At 69.8% G+C, this 15,714-nt stretch carries 14 protein-coding genes and 2 pseudogenes; 7 read left to right on the forward strand and 9 right to left on the reverse strand.

Annotated features, from left to right (window positions below; translation table 11 throughout):
* Positions 1-66: 66 nt before the first annotated feature.
* Genes NWFMUON74_RS13715 through NWFMUON74_RS13725 form a run of 3 tightly spaced genes read right to left on the reverse strand, consistent with a single transcriptional unit; the run spans position 67 to position 3,579 of the window.
* Positions 67-1,185, reverse strand: coding sequence for a M24 family metallopeptidase (locus tag NWFMUON74_RS13715; protein ID WP_187688179.1), 1,119 nt, complete (start codon positions 1,183-1,185; stop codon positions 67-69).
* Positions 1,175-2,407 (reverse strand): M24 family metallopeptidase, encoded by a 1,233-nt coding sequence (locus tag NWFMUON74_RS13720; protein ID WP_187688180.1) that lies wholly within the window; start codon positions 2,405-2,407, stop codon positions 1,175-1,177. Before NWFMUON74_RS13720 ends, NWFMUON74_RS13715 begins: the two co-directional genes overlap by 11 nt.
* On the reverse strand, positions 2,404-3,579 hold the full coding sequence (locus NWFMUON74_RS13725; RefSeq protein ID WP_187688181.1) for an amidohydrolase family protein: 1,176 nt from the start codon (positions 3,577-3,579) through the stop codon (positions 2,404-2,406). The genes NWFMUON74_RS13720 and NWFMUON74_RS13725 overlap by 4 nt, the downstream gene beginning before the upstream one ends.
* 347 nt (positions 3,580-3,926) lie before the next feature.
* Between NWFMUON74_RS13725 and NWFMUON74_RS13730 the strand changes: the two genes are divergently transcribed.
* A complete protein-coding gene (locus NWFMUON74_RS13730; protein WP_187688182.1) occupies positions 3,927-4,532 on the forward strand; it encodes a TetR/AcrR family transcriptional regulator in 606 nt (201 codons plus the stop codon).
* Positions 4,529-5,035 (forward strand): hypothetical protein, encoded by a 507-nt coding sequence (locus NWFMUON74_RS13735; RefSeq protein WP_187688183.1) that lies wholly within the window; start codon positions 4,529-4,531, stop codon positions 5,033-5,035. The genes NWFMUON74_RS13730 and NWFMUON74_RS13735 overlap by 4 nt, the downstream gene beginning before the upstream one ends.
* 116 nt (positions 5,036-5,151) lie before the next feature.
* On the opposite strand, the gene NWFMUON74_RS13740 is transcribed toward NWFMUON74_RS13735, so the two are convergent.
* The 5 genes from NWFMUON74_RS13740 to NWFMUON74_RS13760 are packed head-to-tail and all read right to left on the reverse strand — an operon-like array spanning position 5,152 to position 9,843.
* Positions 5,152-5,397: a hypothetical protein gene (locus tag NWFMUON74_RS13740; protein ID WP_187688184.1), complete on the reverse strand. Its 246-nt coding sequence runs from the start codon at positions 5,395-5,397 to the stop codon at positions 5,152-5,154.
* 14 nt (positions 5,398-5,411) lie between these two features.
* Positions 5,412-6,095, reverse strand: coding sequence for an SRPBCC family protein (locus tag NWFMUON74_RS13745; protein WP_187688185.1), 684 nt, complete (start codon positions 6,093-6,095; stop codon positions 5,412-5,414).
* A 16-nt stretch (positions 6,096-6,111) separates the two neighbouring features.
* Positions 6,112-6,624, reverse strand: a complete 513-nt coding sequence (locus NWFMUON74_RS13750) for a (2Fe-2S)-binding protein (protein ID WP_187688186.1) — start codon at positions 6,622-6,624, stop codon at positions 6,112-6,114.
* The gene (locus NWFMUON74_RS13755) at positions 6,617-7,492 is read right to left on the reverse strand and encodes an FAD binding domain-containing protein (protein WP_187688187.1); all 876 of its coding nucleotides are present in this window, start codon (positions 7,490-7,492) and stop codon (positions 6,617-6,619) included. The genes NWFMUON74_RS13750 and NWFMUON74_RS13755 overlap by 8 nt, the downstream gene beginning before the upstream one ends.
* Complete coding sequence (locus NWFMUON74_RS13760) at positions 7,489-9,843, reverse strand: xanthine dehydrogenase family protein molybdopterin-binding subunit (protein ID WP_187688188.1); 2,355 nt, start codon at positions 9,841-9,843, stop codon at positions 7,489-7,491. Before NWFMUON74_RS13760 ends, NWFMUON74_RS13755 begins: the two co-directional genes overlap by 4 nt.
* 165 nt (positions 9,844-10,008) lie before the next feature.
* On the opposite strand from NWFMUON74_RS13760, the pseudogene NWFMUON74_RS36065 reads away from it, so the two are divergent.
* Positions 10,009-10,347 (forward strand): annotated as a pseudogene (locus NWFMUON74_RS36065) (XdhC family protein); the annotation flags it as partial.
* A gap of 549 nt (positions 10,348-10,896) precedes the next feature.
* Positions 10,897-11,565: pseudogene (locus NWFMUON74_RS36725) on the forward strand (XdhC family protein); the annotation flags it as partial.
* A gap of 78 nt (positions 11,566-11,643) precedes the next feature.
* On the opposite strand, the gene NWFMUON74_RS13775 reads toward NWFMUON74_RS36725, so the two are convergent.
* Entirely contained in the window at positions 11,644-12,477 is an 834-nt protein-coding gene (locus NWFMUON74_RS13775; protein ID WP_232111011.1) for an SDR family oxidoreductase, read from the reverse strand.
* A gap of 91 nt (positions 12,478-12,568) precedes the next feature.
* Between NWFMUON74_RS13775 and NWFMUON74_RS13780 the strand changes: the two genes are divergently transcribed.
* From NWFMUON74_RS13780 to NWFMUON74_RS13790, 3 genes are all read left to right on the forward strand, one after another.
* Positions 12,569-14,146, forward strand: a complete 1,578-nt coding sequence (locus tag NWFMUON74_RS13780; RefSeq protein WP_187689140.1) for a methylmalonyl-CoA mutase family protein — start codon at positions 12,569-12,571, stop codon at positions 14,144-14,146.
* The gene (locus tag NWFMUON74_RS13785; RefSeq protein ID WP_187688190.1) at positions 14,146-14,550 is read left to right on the forward strand and encodes a cobalamin B12-binding domain-containing protein; all 405 of its coding nucleotides are present in this window, start codon (positions 14,146-14,148) and stop codon (positions 14,548-14,550) included. Before NWFMUON74_RS13780 ends, NWFMUON74_RS13785 begins: the two co-directional genes overlap by 1 nt.
* A 127-nt stretch (positions 14,551-14,677) precedes the next feature.
* On the forward strand, positions 14,678-15,634 hold the full coding sequence (locus NWFMUON74_RS13790; RefSeq protein ID WP_187688191.1) for an LLM class F420-dependent oxidoreductase: 957 nt from the start codon (positions 14,678-14,680) through the stop codon (positions 15,632-15,634).
* The last annotated feature ends 80 nt before the right edge of the window (positions 15,635-15,714 follow it).

Genomic DNA, 15,714 nt, shown 5'->3' on the forward strand with positions numbered 1-15,714 from the left:
GGAGGCTCCTTTGCCGGAGAGAGGGGTTTGGTCGCTCCCGTCCCGGGCGGGGACGGGAGCGGGGGATCAGGGCTCCCAGTGCGGTGCCGTGGTCAGTACCTCGCAGCCGTCGTCGGTGATCAGCACCGCGTCACGGCCGAACACCGCGCCGACGCCGGACTGCCATACATACCCGGTGACCGACAGCACCATGCCCGGCTCCAGCCGCTCGGCCGCCGCGGTGGCCCGTAACCGCGGCGACACCACCGGCGGGTCGAAACCCATCCCCAGGCCCCGCGCGACCGGCATCGGCGGCAGCGGTTCGCCCGCGGACTCGTAGGCGGTGAGCAGGTCGGCGGCCGCCGCGCCGGGACGGCAGGCGTCGATCAGCCTGTCCCACAAAGCGTCTCGGCGCCGATACAGCTTCGCGGCCTCGTCGGTGGGGTCGACCGGGTACGTCCGCCCGACCTCACCGATGTACCCGTCACCGAGGACACCGGCGTTGACCGCCACCAGATCGCCCGGCCGCACCAGCCGGTCGGACGCGGCCCGCCGCCACGGATGCTCCGTGGACGTCACCCAGACCGAATCCTGCGAAGCCGGGGTACTGACGCCGCCGGCGGTCATCGCTTCCAGCAGTACGCCGATCAGCCCCGGCTCACTGCTGCCGGGCGCCAGCGCGGCGACCGTGGTCGCCAGGCCCGCCTCGGCCACCCGCAGCGTATTCCGCAGCACCGCGATCTCTTCGGCGGTCTTGACGCGCCGCGCGGTGCGCATGGCCTGTTCGCCGTCGACGAGTTCGGCGTGGGGGAACGCCAGCGGCAGCAGCTTCGCGAAGCCGGGCGAAAGCGCGTCCGTGCCCACTCGTTTCGCGGTGGCCGCGCCCTCGATGTCGCGCAGGACCGCGATGGTGGTCATCGGATTCCAGGCGAGGCCGTAGAGGTGCTCGTGCGGGATATCGTCGGGAATGCCCTCGTCCCAGGTGCTCAGCAGGTGTACCGCGCCCGTTTCCCGCACCACCGTCGCCACCGGGCCGAACGGGCGGGTCCCGGCGACCCACAGCTGGGGCGCTCCCGCGAGGTAGCGAGCGTTGGCCTGTCGGCCGAGGACGAGAATATCCAGGTCATGGGCTTTCATCTGTGCCAATGCGCGATCGCGCCGCCCATGCCGCAGGGCGCGATCGTCGGGCAGCACCTCAATTGCCATAGGGCGCGTAGGGGTAGTCGGTGAGGGCGATCGAGCCCTCCTCGGTGATCACGATGATTTCCTCGCTTCGGTAGCCGCCGGTGCCGTCCTCCCAGACCACCGGCTCCAGTACCAGCACCATGTTCGGCTCGAACACGAAGTTCTCGTCGAACTCCGGCCCGAGATCGGTGCCGATCATGGGCGTTTCGGCCGCGCTGACCCCGATCCCGTGGCCCAGGTAGAAATGCGGCAGCCACGGTTTCACGCCGTCGTTGGCGGCCGTCGCGGCCCGCGCCAGATCGGCCGCGGTCGCCCCGGCGCGGGCGACATCCAGTACGGCGGTGAGGATGTCGTGCCAGCGCTCGAATTGCTTGCGCTGCCGCGCATTCGGCTCCTGCCCGACCACCCAGGTGCGGCCGAAGTCGGAGCAGTAGCCGCCGTAGGTGATGCTGACGTCGGTCCACAGCACATCCCCGGCCCGCAGTTCGCGCTCGGTGGTGAGCAGCGGCAGGGCCAGGTCGCCGTGAGTGGTCCAGACGCCCTCCGCCTTGGTGTCGGGCATGACCTGCCAGATCGCCTCCAGCATGGTGGCGGTGGCGCCCAGTTCGAAGGCCTGGCGGATGAAGCGGGCCGACAGGTCGATCTGCCGTCGTCCGGGCGCCAGCGCCGCCTGCACGTCCACCATCGCCCGATCGGTGATGCGGGCGGCCGTGCGGATGCAGGCGATCTCGTCGGGAGTCTTGATCAGCTTGGCCGGGCCGACCACCAGCGCGGCGTCCGACGGCGGCCCGCCCGGGAACAGCCCCGCCTCGGCCCGGCGCATGGCGCCCGTGCACTCGTCCACCGCGACGGTCGATCCCGACGGGATCAGGTCGGCGAGCAGCCTCGCGAATTCCGTGACGCCCTCGTCGAATTCGAGATAGACCGGCCCGTGCAGATGGTCGGCGGGCAGGTCGGTCTCCTCGGCGGTGCCCTCCCTGAATGGCAGGAACAGGTGCGGCCACGGGTCACCCGCGACCACGACCGCGACCGGGCGCTCGACGTGCGACAGCCCGGCGTCGCCGAGCGGCCAGTTCGTCCCGGTGGCATACACGACATTGCTGTTGTTCAGCAGCACGAGCGCGTCGACGCCCTGCCGGGCCATGACCGACCGCAGCCGCGCCCCGGTCTCGCGCCGCAGGCGCGCCCGATCGGGTACCTCGGGTATCACGAGGGCCGGTGCGCCGGTGGTGGATGACGTCATGGCTGCAGGCCCAGGAAATCGGTGACATTGCCGCTGACGATCTTGGCCGCGTCCTCGGGACCGACCGCCGCCACCACACTCGCGAGGGACTTCTCCGAATAGCCCCAGGTACTTTCGTTGTGCGGGTAGTCCGACGACCACATGACGCGGTCGCGGCCGATGTGGTCGATGAGCGACAGGCCCAGCGGATCCACCATGAACGAGGCGCGCATGTGGTTGTCCCAGTAGTACCGCACCTCGTGCTCGATCGGCCGGTTGTACATGTGCTGGTACGACGCGTTCATGTGCTCGGCGTCCTGGATCGCCGAGGGCACCCAGTTGATGCCGCCCTCGAACCAGCCGATGCTCAGGCCCGGATGCCGGTCGATGATGCCACTGAACACGTACTTGGAGAACAACTCCCGGAACGGCGCGACATTGTGCATCATGCCGACCACCACGCTGTTGACCTCGCACGGCGCCGAGAGCGGCGACTCGCCGATGTGGTGGGAAACCGGCACCCCCGACTCCTCGATGGCGTCCCACACCGGGATCATCGCGGTGCTGCCGTAGTCGATGACATTGCCGTCGTCGTCCTTGCCCGCCGACAGTGGCAACAGGAATGTCTTGAGCCCCAGCGACTTCAGCTCGTCGAGGGTGCGGCGGGTGCCCGCCGGGTCCCACCAGTTGATCAGGCCGACACCGTAGAAGGAGCCGCCGGAGCGTTCCTGCAGACCGGCGATGTACTCGTTGTAGACCCGGAACGCCAGCTCCCGGACCTCCTTGTCCGGGTAGAACAGCAACGCCAGCAACGCGTTCGGGAACGCCAGCTCCTTGGCGATGCCGTCGGCGCGCAGATCCGCGGCCCGCGCGTCGAAATTGGCGCTGCCGGAACCGTCGAGCGGGTCGTACTGCATCAGCACGCTGCTGAAATCGCCGGGCAGGAACGACTTTCCCTTCCGGCCGATCTGATAGGCGCCGTCCTCGTACCAGATGCGCGGGGCCCGGTCCTTCATGTGCTCCGGGAACCGCTCGTAGAAGATGTCGTCGGCCAGCGAGATGTGATTGTCGGCCGAGAACACCTCGGTGCCGGCGGGCAGTCCGATCGAGCCCTCGGCGTGACCGCGGCGGTCCTTGGGCGGTCCGAAACCGCCGGGCGGGTACAACGAAGCACTGCTGGTCGAAACCGACATCTTGACCCTCCAATGGAGCTGTTCGTATCGCGGAAGTTCCCGTGCCGTCAGCGTGGATCGCGAGTGGCGGACCGCGCCGCGTCGATCCCCGGGATGACTGCGGCTTCCGCATGGGAATGAAGTTATCACAATGGGAGAGTCTCGTATACATACGTTGGTCTGGGTGACGATCTTTGACCCACTTCATCTGCGAGAATGACGTTACCGTCAGCATTCGCTGCCATTGCCGTCGCTGCGGTTTCGAGGGCGTGGCCTCGATGGATTGACGGAACGGGCATGAGACCCTTGTCACACCGGCAAAACCAACCTACTGTGTGTTCACTAGGTTTTGGAGAAGAGAGCAACACGTGACTACTCCTCGTCCCTACGCCTCCCTGCTCGCCAAAGGGGAAGACCGCCGCCAGCGCATCCTGCGGGTCGCCCAGCGGCTGCTCACCCAGAACGGCTGGCGTAGTACAACTTTGGCTCAGATCGCCCGCGAAGCGGGGGTGAGCCCGGCCGGGCTGCTGCATCATTTCCAATCCAAGGACCAGTTGCTGCACGCGGTGCTGGACGCGCGCGACGCCGCCGACCTCGCGGACGCGGACCTGAGCGGAGATCTGATCGTGGAGATCCGCAAGGTCGCCGAACGGATCGAAAGCTCCCCGGAGCTGGTGGGCACCTTCGTGGTCATGCTGGTGGAGAACCTGATGCCCGAGGCTCCGCTGCACGACCGCCTGCTCGACAGGTGGAAGGTCGCCGTGGGCATCGTCGCCGGCATCATCCGGCGCAACCAGGAGATCGGACGGTATCGGCCCGACCTCGACCCCGACATCCGGGCTATCGAAATCGTCGCTTTCATCAATGGAATGGAGATCTCATGGCTGCTCGATCACTCGATCCCGCTGACCGAGGTGTTCAACGAGTACACCCGGTCGCTGGCTCGCGACCTAAGCCCGGACGCGGCACGATGAGGTACCGCCTCGATGTCGTCGCCACCAGCATCGTGGACGTCGTCGAGCACGCCGGGGGCTGGCTGTTCGACCGCGCCGTCGCCGGATGGGACGTGACGGTGCTGCTGGCCGACCTGTCGGACTCCCGTCCGCTGCGCATCCTCGGCGCGGAGACGCTGGAGCTGGAGTCGGTACTGGCGGCGGGCGGACAGGGGCGGCGGCCGCACGCGCTGGCGGTCGCCTGCGACCTGTGCCAAGGTGACCCGCGCGCCCAGCGCGGTCTACTGAAAGCGTTGGGGGACGGCGGAATCGAGGTCGTCGTCTGGGGCGAGGGCTGGCACATGCCCCCGGAGCACCGCGTCGACCCGGTCCTGCACCGCCTGAGCGTCGCGGCGCAGGCATTCAAGGCCCAAGCCCTCACCGCCGCCGCGGTTCCCGCCACCGCAGTCGGCGCCACCGAGGTCTTCCGCAGCGGCCTCTCCGCCATCCCCTCCATCGGCGCAGACCTCAGCCCGGTCGGCTGACCCGACGCCCCGGAGGCGGGGCACTGCGCGCGATCACGAAGTACATCGCGGAGGGAGCAGGCCGGGAAAGTGGGTGTGCGCGTTTCGAATAGCGTTGCGGGAGAGGAGTTCTCCAATCATTCCCACAGTGCGCCGCAGGGGAGTGAGGGCAGGTCGGGGCGGACGTCGTCGTCGACGGTGACTACCAGGCCGACACTGGCGAGTTCGGCCATGATGTCGGCTATCTGCTCGGCGCAGGCCTGGTAGTCGAGGGCGAAGGCGCCGGTTTCGATGCGGATGTGCCTGAGCCGCCGCGCTTTTCGCGCGGGCGGGGCGCCCGCATTCGTGGGCGGAGTGGCTGCGTTGCCAACCGGCGCGGTCATATCGTCGTCCTGCCTCACCGGGGGAGCCGGGCGGCTCGCTTCCGACGCAGGAATGCCACGAGTAGGCCGGTGAGCGCCAGCAGGGCAAGGCCGCCGTAGCGGGTAGCGTTGTTCGCGCCCGCGGACGCGAGGATGTCGATCGGCTCGGCCGCCTTGCGCGGGGCCGCCGCCGGAGTGGTCGCGGGCGACGGTGCGGCGGTGGTGTCGCCGGCCCCGGGGAAGGCCGATACCTCGGCGGGCTCGCCGGCGGGGGCCGACGAGGTGATCTCGTCGGCGAGGTTGGCGGCGAACCGGCCGATCAACGTGCCCGCGACATCGGCCAGCGCGCCGCGCCCGAACTGCGCCGGTTTGCCCGTGATCGACAGGTCGGTGTCGACGAAAACGTCGGTGGCGCCGTCGGTTTCGACCAGCTTGCAGGTGATGGTCGCCTTCGCCGTGCCGTTGCCGCGGGTCTCCCGGCCGCGCCCCTCGAGCACCGCGATGCCCGCGGTCTCGTCCTGGGAGACGACCTTGATGATGCCGCTGTAACTCAGCCCGACCGGGCCCAGCTTGACCTTGATCTTGCCGTGGAAGTCGTCACCGTCGCGGGAGGTGATGGTGGCGCCGGGCACGCAGGGCGCGATGCGCTCCAGATCCAGCAGCACCGACCACGCCTGCGCGGCGGGGACCGGGATGCTGAAGGTGTTGTCGAGTTTCATGGGAAATCCTTCGGGGTCACGCTTGCTGCGTGCTGGGCGTGGCGGCGTCGGGGGCGGCGGACATCGTGTCGGCCGCGGCGCGGACCGCGCGGACGATGCCCTGATAGCCGGTGCAGCGGCAGAGGTTGCCGGAGATGGCCTCACGGATCTCGGCATCGGTGGGGTCGGGGTTGTCGCGCAGGAAGGCCGTCACCGACACGATGAACCCGGGAGTGCAGAAACCGCACTGCAGTCCGTGCTCGTCGCGGAACGCCGCCTGCACCGGCGACAGCTGCCCGTCGGCGTCGGCCACGCCCTCGACGGTGGTCAGTTCCGCGCCGTCGGCCTGCACCGCGAACACCAGGCAGGAGCGCACCGCCGCGCCGTCGAGCAGCACCGTGCAGGCGCCGCACACCCCGTGCTCGCAGCCGAGGTGGGTGCCGGTGAGACCGCAGCGTTCACGCAGGTAGTCGGCCAGCGTCAGCCGCGGCGGCACCCGGTCGGTGCGCCGGGCGCCGTTGATGCGGACCTCGATGTCGACGTCAGTCATTGCTCGCCTCCTGTACGGCGCGCCGCCAGGCGCGCGCCACCATTGCCGCCCCGACCCGGCGCCGGTAGTCGGCGGACCCGTGCACATCCGAGGAGATGGCATCCAGCCCGGCGGTCGCCGACCGGCCGACCTCCTCGGCGCCCACCGCGTCGAGCCGCCGCCCGGCCAGTTCCGACTCGGTGCCGCGCGCCCGCACCGGAGTCGGCGCCAAACCGAACAGGCCGATCGCACAACGGTCGATCCGCGAATCGGCATCCAGCCGGACCGCCACGGCCGCACCCGCCATCGCGAAATCGCCGCTGCGCCGGGCGAATTCCTCGATGGCGAACCCGCACCGGCCGTGCCAGGCCGGGAACCCGATCGCGGTGACGATCTCGTCCGGGGCCAGTTCGGTGGTCCACATCCCGGTGAAGAACTCGGCCGCGGGAATCGTGCGCGGCCCGCGCGGAGACAGGGCCTCGATCTCGGCGTCGAGGGTCAGCGCCACCACCGGATACTCGCCCGCCGCGTCGGCATGGGCGATGGCGCCGCCGATCGTGCCCCGGTTGCGAATCTGGAAGTGCCCGATCAGCGGGGTCGCCCGCGCCAGCAGCGGTACCGCGCGGCGCACCTCCTCGGCCGCGCCGACCTCGGCGTGGGTCGTGCCCGCGCCGATCCGCACGCCGTCGGGACCGGCGGTGATGCCGCGCAGTTCGGTCACGCGGCGCAGATCCACCAGATGGTCGAACACCGCCAGCCGCAGCGCCAGCATCGGGACCAGGCTCTGGCCGCCCGCGATGACCTTGGCCTCGTCGCCCAGATCCGCCAGCAGCGCAACGGCTTCCGCCGCGGTGGCCGGGGCGTGATATTCGAACGTGGCCGGTTTCATCGGGTCCCCTCCTCGGCGGCGCGAGCCTGCTCGATCATGGTCACGATCCGGGACGGGGACAGCGGCAGTTCGCTGATCTCCACCCCGAACGGGGACAGTGCGTCGGCGACGGCGTTGAGGATCGCCGGGGTGGAGCCGATCGCGCCGCCCTCACCGACGCCCTTGAAACTGCCGGGCCCCGGGCTCGGCGTCTCGACGTGACCGACCTCGATCGTCGGTACCTCGGCGGCGGTGGGCAGCAGGTAGTCGAGAAACGTTGTGGCGACCGGGTTTCCGCTCTCGTCGTAGGCGAGATGTTCGTAGAGCGCGCCGCCGATGCCCTGTACGGTCCCGCCGTAGATCTGACCCTCCACCACACTGGGGTTGATCATCGGGCCGCAGTCCTCGCTGACGATGTAGCGCAGCAGCCGCACCGCACCGGTCTCGATGTCGACCTCGCAGGTGCACACGTGGGTGGCGTTGGCCCAGATGGCGATCTGCGGGGTCTTGTACCGGCCCGAGGACTCCAGGCCCGGCTGCATGCCCGGGGGCAGCGAATCGGCCTGGAAGTAGGCGATATCGGCGATCTCCCGCAGGGTGAGGGTGGAATCGGGGTTGTCGCGCACGGTGGCCCGGCTGCCGGAGAACTCGATGTCGTCCGGCGTGGCGTTGAGCCGGTGGGCGGCGATGGCGCGGATCTTCTCCCGCAGCACCGAGGCGGTCTGCTCGATCGCGCCCGCGGTCATCGATCCGGAACGGCTGCCGCCGGTGCCACCGCCGAACGGCGTGATCGCGGTGTCGCCCTGGAGGGTTCGCACATCGGTGAGCGCCACACCGAGCGCGTCGGCGGTGAGTTGCACGACCGTCGTCTCGAGGCTGTTGCCCGCCGAACCGCCCGCGACATACACGTTGACCTTGCCGCTCGGCTCGATCCGGATGGTGGCGCCCTCGGTGGCCAGGAAGGGGCTCGCGCCGGTGGTCGGCTCCAGATAGGTGCAGGTGCCGACGCCGAGATAGCGGCCCTGGGTGCGGGCCACGCGCTGGTCCTCGCGGAACGCGTCGTAATCGAGCATCTCGATCGCCTGCTCCAGCGTCTCCAGCGGCGAAACATGGTCGTGCGGCATGCCGTTCGCGTTCGCGCGCGGGAATTCGTCGCGGCGCAGCATGTTTCGGCGGCGCAGCTCGATCGGGTCCATGCCCAGCTGCCGGGCGGCGCGGTCGAGCAGAACCTCGCGGCTGACCGACTCGAACTGCCACGGCCCGCGATAGGCGACCCGCCCGACCGTGTTGGAGTAGAGGAACTTGGCGTGGAAGGAGGCGTCCGTGACCCGGTACGGGCCGGGAAACAGCATCCCGACCGGAATGCCGCCGACCACCGGCGAGGGCGTCGGGTAGGCGCCGACGTTCTGGACGTGCGCGATGGTGGCGGCCAGGATGGTGCCGTCGGCGTCGAAGGCCATGCCCACCTCGGCGTGCTCGTGCCGGGACATGCCGGAGGCCATCAGGTTCTCCTGGCGGTCCTCGATCCACTTCACGGCCGAGCCCAGCTTGCGGGCGGCCAGCAGCGCGCAGGTCTCCTCGCGCAGCGGCAGCTGCTTGAGGCCGAACCCGCCGCCGGTGTCGCGGGCGATCACTCGCACCCGGTGCTCGTCGATGCCGAGCAGCCTGGCGCTGAACAGGCGCACCTCGTGCGGTGACTGGGTGGAGATCCACACCGTCATCTCCGCGGTCGGGGCCGACCATTCCGCCACGATGCCGCGGGTCTCCATCGGCACGGGGAGGTATGCCTGCTGAAAGATCTTCTGGCGCACCACATGTGCGGCCGAATCGAAGATCGGGGCGAGATCCGCGGCGGGGCGGCCGCCCATCTCGCCCGCCGAGTTGCCCGCGAAACCGGCGTGCACCAGGTTCGGGGACTCGTCGGCGGTGGTGTAGTCGACCACCGGGTCCAGCGGGTCGTAGTCGATGACGATCTGTTCCACCGCGTCCTCGGCGACGTACCGGTCCACGGCGATCACCAGCGCGACCGGGTCGCCGACGAAACGGACCTCCTCCTCGGCCAGCGGCGGCCGGGGGACCGGCGGCATACCGGCCATGTCGAGGTCGTAGGAGATCTCGTGTGCGCCGGGATTGAGGTCGGCGGCGGTGTAGACGGCCAGCACGCCGTCCATCTCCAGGGCGGCGGACACGTCGATCTCGCCGATCCGGGCGCGCGCCAGCGGGCTGCGGACGAAGCAGGCGTGTGCCATGCCGGGCCGGGTCACGTCGTCGACGAAGGTGCCCGCGCCGGTGACCAGGCGGGCGTCCTCGAGTCGGGGCACCCGGGTGCCGACAACGCTGGTTGGGGTGGTGGCCGTTTCCATGGAGCTCATCGGGCGGCTCGCTGACTGCGCCGACCGGTCTCGCCGGGCAACGGTGTGGTCGAAAACATCCGGCTGATCCTCTTGTTCGCCTCGGATACGGACGGAGCGCCTGCTGAGCATGTGTCTAGCATCAGCGTTCCCGCAGTGTCAATGTCATATATGTCGAATATGAGTATGACGCTAGAATATGATGAGAATAGCATTCTCGCCCAGGATCGAGCCCGGGTCGCCCGCATTCGATGGCGGAGCGGGCCGCACCGCCGGGCGGCCGTCGATCGCCGGGAGGTCACCGTGCGCGAACTCGCCGCGGAGCTGCTGCGCTGGCACGCCGCGAACACCGTCTATGCCCTCGCCACCATCGTCGGGGTGAACGGCAGCGCGCCCCGCCCGCTCGGCGCGACCATGGCGGTGGACGAGTCGGGCAATGTCCGCGGCAGTCTCTCGGGCGGCTGCGTCGAAGGCGCGGTCTACGAGCTGTGCCGAGAGGTCCTGTCGTCGGGCGCCCCCGCTCGCCGCACCTTCGGCTTCAGCGCCGACGACGCCTTCGCGGTCGGCCTGACCTGCGGCGGCGAACTCGATGTCTTCGTCCACCGCATCACCCCCGAGTCCTACCCGGCGATCGAAGCAGCACTGGACTCCGAGCACATCGCAGCTGTCGTGCGGGACCTGGACACCGGGGCGGTCACGACCCTGCGCTCCCGCACCGGCATCGGCGCCCGAAGCACTGTCGTGGATGCTGCGCAGTCGGCGGCCCACCGGAGTGCGGGAGATGCGTTTCATGGTGGTGCCGGAGGGGCGCCAAGCGACGGTGCGCAGGAGGTTGTCGGCGGTGGTGCGAATGAGACGAGCAGGCGGGGTGTGGGAGAGAAGGCCGGCGGTGGTGCGGAAGAGGTGAGAACCGGTGGTGCGGGTAGGTCGGCCGGAGGTGGTGGAGGCGCGCTTGGCGATCATGCAGGCGAGGTGATCAGGGACGGTGCGGGGAATGTCATCGAACGTGGTGGGGCTGGGGTGGCCGGTTGTGGTGTGGGAGAGGCGGCTGGTGGTGGGGGAGCTGACTGTGATGGGGAGGTTGTGGGAGCGGTGGTGGATGCGGCGGTGTTGCGGGAGGGGTGGGCGATGCTGGAGAGCGGGGTGAGTGGGGTGCGGGTGGTGGGGTGCGCGGATCGGGAGCGGAGGGTTTTCGTCGATTCTTTCGCGCCGCCGCCGCGGATGATCGTGTTCGGTGCCACCGATTTCGCTGTCGCGCTGTGCCGGGTGGGGAAGTTGCTGGGTTATCGCGTCACCGTGTGTGAGCCGCGGCCCGCGTTCGCCGATCGGGCGCGGGTGCCGGCCGCCGATGAGGTGGTGCGTGACTGGCCGCATCGCTACCTCGCCGCGACGCCGGTCGATGGGCGGACGGTGATCTGCGTGCTGACTCACGACCCGAAATTCGATGTGCCCGTGCTGAGTACCGCCCTGCGGCTGCCGGTGGCGTATGTGGGGGCGATGGGTTCGCGCCGCGCCGACCGGGAGCGCCGGGCGCAACTGCGCGCCGCCGGGCTCACCGATGACCGGCTGGCCCTGCTGCATTCGCCGATCGGCCTGGAACTCGGCGGCCAGACGCCGGAGGAGACGGCGGTGTCCATCGCCGCGGAGATCGTGGCCGTCCGGCGCGGCGGGTCCGCGCGTCCGCTGTCCGCGACCGAACGACCCATCCACCCGCAGGCACTCCGGCGCCTCGCTGCGGGATGAGGGGTTCGGATCGGCCCGCGAGATCGAGGCCGGACACCGACGCGCAGCAGACCCAGCCGGTGCCCCGCCCGTGCGACGTCAGTCGAGGAACAGGTCGCGGGTCGGATTCTTCCCACCGCCGTAACGGGTGAAGTCGGCGACGCCGGCGTACCGGGACAGGGCGTCCACGTCGAGGAAGCAGGCACCGGTGACCCGCTCGGCCGGCTGCGTGACGATCGCGACCGCGGCGTCGGCCATGATCTCGGGACTGCGGGCCGAGGCGAGCTGCTGTTCGCCGTCGCGCAGATTGGCGACGGCCGAGGTGGCGATGTAGGTCTCCGGCCACAGGCAGTTGAAAGCTATTCCGGCATCGGCGAATTCGGCCGACCAGCCCTGCGAGAGCAGCGTCATCCCGTACTTGGACAGGGTGTAGGCGGGATGCGCGCCGAGCCAGCGCGGCTTCAGGTTCACCGGCGGCGCGATGGTCAGCACGTGCGGGTTCGGCGCATGGCGCAGATGCGGCAGGCAGGCCTGGGTGAGCAGGAAGGTGCCGCGCAGGTTGATGTCCTGCATGAGGTCGAACTTCTTGGGGGACAGACGTTCCGTCGGTTCGGTGGCGATGGCACTGGCGTTGTTCACGCACACGTCGATGCCGCCGAAGCGCTCCACCGCCGTGTCCACCACCCGCCGCACGTCGGCCTCGTCGCGCACGTCGCCGACCACCGCGGCCGCTCGCCCGCCCGCGGCCTCCACCTCCGCGGCGGCGGTGTGCACGGTGCCGGGCAGGCGCGGATGGGGTTCGGCGGTCTTGGCGAGCAGGACGACGTTCGCGCCGCGCCGGGCCGCGGCGAGCGCGATCGCCAGCCCGATACCGCGGCTGGCGCCGGATATCACCATCGTGCGATCGGTCAGCGGCTGTTGCTGGTCGGACATGGCACTCCTCGGGGCCGGAACCTGCCGTTGAGCAGGCATTCGCTCTAAATGGTATTGGCATTCTCCGTTTGCGGAAGTAGCATATTCGATGATGGAAAACCAAGTGCACACCTCGTCCGGCATCCCGCTGGATCCGGTCTACGGGCCGGACCATCGGCGCGGCGACCCGCCCGCCCCGGGTGCCTATCCCTTCACCCGCGGCAACTTCGCGACCGGATACCGGGGGCGGCTGTGGACGTTCCGCCAGTACTCGGGGTTCGGTACCGCGGAGGAGTCCAATCAGCGCTACCGCTACCTGCTCGAACAGGGCGGTACCGGCCTGTCGGTGGCGCTGGACCTGCCCACCCAGTGTGGTTACGACTCCGACGATCCCGAGGTGAGCGAGGAGGTCGGCCGCGTCGGCGTCGCCGTCGACACGCTCGCCGACGCCGAGGTGCTGTTCGACGGCATCCCGCTGGACAAGATCAGCACCAGCTTCACCATCAACGGCACGGCCGCGATCCTGCTGGCGTTCTATGTGGCCGCCGCGGAGAAGAAGGGCGTGCCCCGGGCGAAACTCACCGGGACGATCCAGAACGACATTCTCAAGGAGTACGCCTCGCGCGGCACCTGGATCTGGCCGCCGGAGCCGTCGCTGCGGCTGATCGCCGACACCATCGAGTTCTGCGCGGCCGAGGTGCCGCGGTTCAACGCGATCTCGGTGGCGGGCGCGCACTTCCGCGACGCGGGCGCGAACGCGGTGCAGGAGATGGCGTTCACCCTCGCCGACGGAGTCACCTACTGCGACACCGTGATCGCGCGCGGCCGGATGACGATCGACCAGTTCGCCCCGCAGATCTCGTTCTTCTTCTACACCCACGGTGATTTCTTCGAGGAGGTCGCGAAATACCGTGCGGGACGGCGTCGTTGGGCCACCATCGTGCGCGAGCGCTACGGCGCGGCTACCGACAAGGCGTCGATGTTCCGGTTCGGTTGCGTCGCCGGTGGCGCGTCGCTGTATGCGCCGCAGGCGCAGAACAATCTGGTGCGGGTGGCCTACGAGGCGATGGCCGCGGTGCTCGGCGGGGTGCAGTCGATGTTCACCGCCGCGTGGGACGAGCCGTTCGCGCTGCCGAGCGAGGAGTCGGCGACCCTGGCGCTGCGCACCCAGCAGATCCTCGCCTACGAGACCGGGGTGACCCGGGTGGCCGATCCGCTCGGCGGCTCCTACTTCGTCGAGAGTCTCACCGATGCCACCGAGGCCGAGATCATCGCGATCATGCACGATCTGGAGCAGCACGGTGGCATGGTGCGCTGCATCGAGGACGGTTATCTGCAGGGCCTGATCGCCGACGAGGCGTATCGGTTGCATCAGGCGGTGGAATCCGGGGAGCACCCGGTGGTCGGGGTGAACCGCTTCGTCTCCGATGAGCCCGCACCCGACATCGGCACCTACGAACTCGACGCGGACGGCCGGGAGCGCCAGCTCAAACGCCTGGCCCGGGTGAAGGCGGATCGTGATTCGGCGGCGGTGCGCGCGGCGCTCGCCGACCTGTCGCGGGCCGCGGAGGGAGACGCCAATCTGATGCATCATCTGATCGACTGCGCCAACGCCTACTGCACGGTCGGCGAGATCACCGCGGCGCTGAAATCGGTGTGGGGCGAATTCCAGCAGCCGGTGGTGTTCTGATGACCGCGCCCGCCCGCGTGCTGGTGGCCAAGCCCGGGCTCGACGGGCACGACCGCGGCGCCAAGATCGTGGCCCGTACCCTGCGCGATGCCGGATTCGAGGTGGTATACACCGGAATTCGGCAGCGCGTGGAGGACATCGTGTCGATCGCGCTGCAGGAGGACGTGGCCGTGGTGGGCCTGAGCATCCTCTCCGGCGCGCACCTCGCGCTGACCACACGGGTGGTGGACGCGCTGCGCGCCGCCGGGGCCGCCGACATCGCCGTCGTCGTGGGCGGCACCATACCGCAGGCCGATGTGCCGAAGTTGCTGGAATGCGGTGCGGCAGCCGTCTTTCCGACGAGCACCCCGCTGGAGACGCTCGTCGGCGAGATTCGCGCCCTCACCGGGAGCGCCGCGCCGTGAGCGGGGGCGGTCCGAGGCGTAGCCGGAACTGCCACCTGCGCAACGTATTTCGCGGCCCGGTGCCGCGAGCCGACCGCCGCGGCGCCATGTCCGGGCGCAACAGGCATCTACGCGATCTGGAGGACATGTGCGCATCGGAGTGATGATCGGGCCGGAGAAGGGGGACTCCGCGCGCAAGCTGGACCGGATGCTCCGCGATATCGAGTGGGCCGAGTCGGCGGGGCTGTCGACGGCCTGGATCCCGCAGATACCCACCGATTTCGACGCCTTGATCACGATCGCGGCGATGGGGCTGCGCACCTCGCGCATCGAGTTGGGCACCGCCGTGGTGCCGTTGCAGGCGCAACATCCGATAGCACTCGCGCGCCAGGCGCTTTCGGCGCAGGCGGCTACCGGGGGACGGCTGGCGCTGGGCGTCGGGCCCTCCCATCACTGGATCGTCCGCGACATGCTGGGCCTGCCCTACGACAAGCCCGCCGCCTACACCCGCGACTATCTCGAGGTGCTGCGCGCCGGGCTGACCGGTCCGGGGTCGGTGGACGTGGAGAATGCGACGTTCACGGTGCACAATCCGCTCGACCTGGGGCCGGTGGGCCCGGTGCCGGTGCTGGTGGCCGCCCTGGGCCCGGTGATGTTGCGCATCGCGGGGGAGCAGGCCGACGGCACCGTGCTGTGGATGGCCGACGAGCGCGCCATCTCCGAGCACGTGGTCCCGAAGATCACCAAGGCGGCCGCCGACGCGGGCCGTCGGGCGCCGCGGGTGGTCGCCGGACTACCGGTGTGCCTGTGCGAGCCGGGGCGGGTGGACGAGGCGCGGGCGCGAGCGAACCGCATTCTCGGCGAGGCCGAGGTGTCGCCGAACTATCAGCGGCTGCTCGAGCAGGGCGACGCCCGCGACATCGGTGACCTGTGTCTGGCCGGCAGTGAGACCGAGATCGCGGCCGGGCTGCGGCGCTATGCCGACGCGGGCGCCACCGACATCTCGGTGCGGCTGCTGCCGATCGGCGACAACCGCGACGAGCTCGTGGCGTCCAAGCGGCGCACCCGGGAACTGATCGCGGGCTTGGCGCACGAACTGCGTTGAGCCACAAGCTTAACCATGGCCGGACCGTGCGGATGCCGCGCCGCATCCGGATGGCGGTGAAGGAGGAGCTGTGGGGTCGG

The organism is Nocardia wallacei (genome assembly GCF_014466955.1).
Lineage (GTDB): Bacteria > Actinomycetota > Actinomycetes > Mycobacteriales > Mycobacteriaceae > Nocardia > Nocardia wallacei.

Bases quoted from the DNA above. Each gene is read 5' to 3' on its own strand.
- NWFMUON74_RS13715 (WP_187688179.1), bottom strand. From the start codon at position 1,185: ATGGCAATTGAGGTGCTGCCCGACGATCGCGCCCTGCGGCATGGGCGG.
- NWFMUON74_RS13785 (WP_187688190.1), top strand. From the start codon at position 14,146: ATGACCGCGCCCGCCCGCGTGCTGGTGGCCAAGCCCGGGCTCGACGGG.
- NWFMUON74_RS13735 (WP_187688183.1), top strand. From the start codon at position 4,529: ATGAGGTACCGCCTCGATGTCGTCGCCACCAGCATCGTGGACGTCGTC.
- NWFMUON74_RS13760 (WP_187688188.1), bottom strand. From the start codon at position 9,843: ATGAGCTCCATGGAAACGGCCACCACCCCAACCAGCGTTGTCGGCACC.
- NWFMUON74_RS13725 (WP_187688181.1), bottom strand. From the start codon at position 3,579: ATGTCGGTTTCGACCAGCAGTGCTTCGTTGTACCCGCCCGGCGGTTTC.
- NWFMUON74_RS13780 (WP_187689140.1), top strand. From the start codon at position 12,569: ATGGAAAACCAAGTGCACACCTCGTCCGGCATCCCGCTGGATCCGGTC.
- NWFMUON74_RS13720 (WP_187688180.1), bottom strand. From the start codon at position 2,407: ATGACGTCATCCACCACCGGCGCACCGGCCCTCGTGATACCCGAGGTA.
- NWFMUON74_RS13775 (WP_232111011.1), bottom strand. From the start codon at position 12,477: ATGTCCGACCAGCAACAGCCGCTGACCGATCGCACGATGGTGATATCC.
- NWFMUON74_RS13755 (WP_187688187.1), bottom strand. From the start codon at position 7,492: ATGAAACCGGCCACGTTCGAATATCACGCCCCGGCCACCGCGGCGGAA.
- NWFMUON74_RS13750 (WP_187688186.1), bottom strand. From the start codon at position 6,624: ATGACTGACGTCGACATCGAGGTCCGCATCAACGGCGCCCGGCGCACC.
- NWFMUON74_RS13740 (WP_187688184.1), bottom strand. From the start codon at position 5,397: ATGACCGCGCCGGTTGGCAACGCAGCCACTCCGCCCACGAATGCGGGC.
- NWFMUON74_RS13745 (WP_187688185.1), bottom strand. From the start codon at position 6,095: ATGAAACTCGACAACACCTTCAGCATCCCGGTCCCCGCCGCGCAGGCG.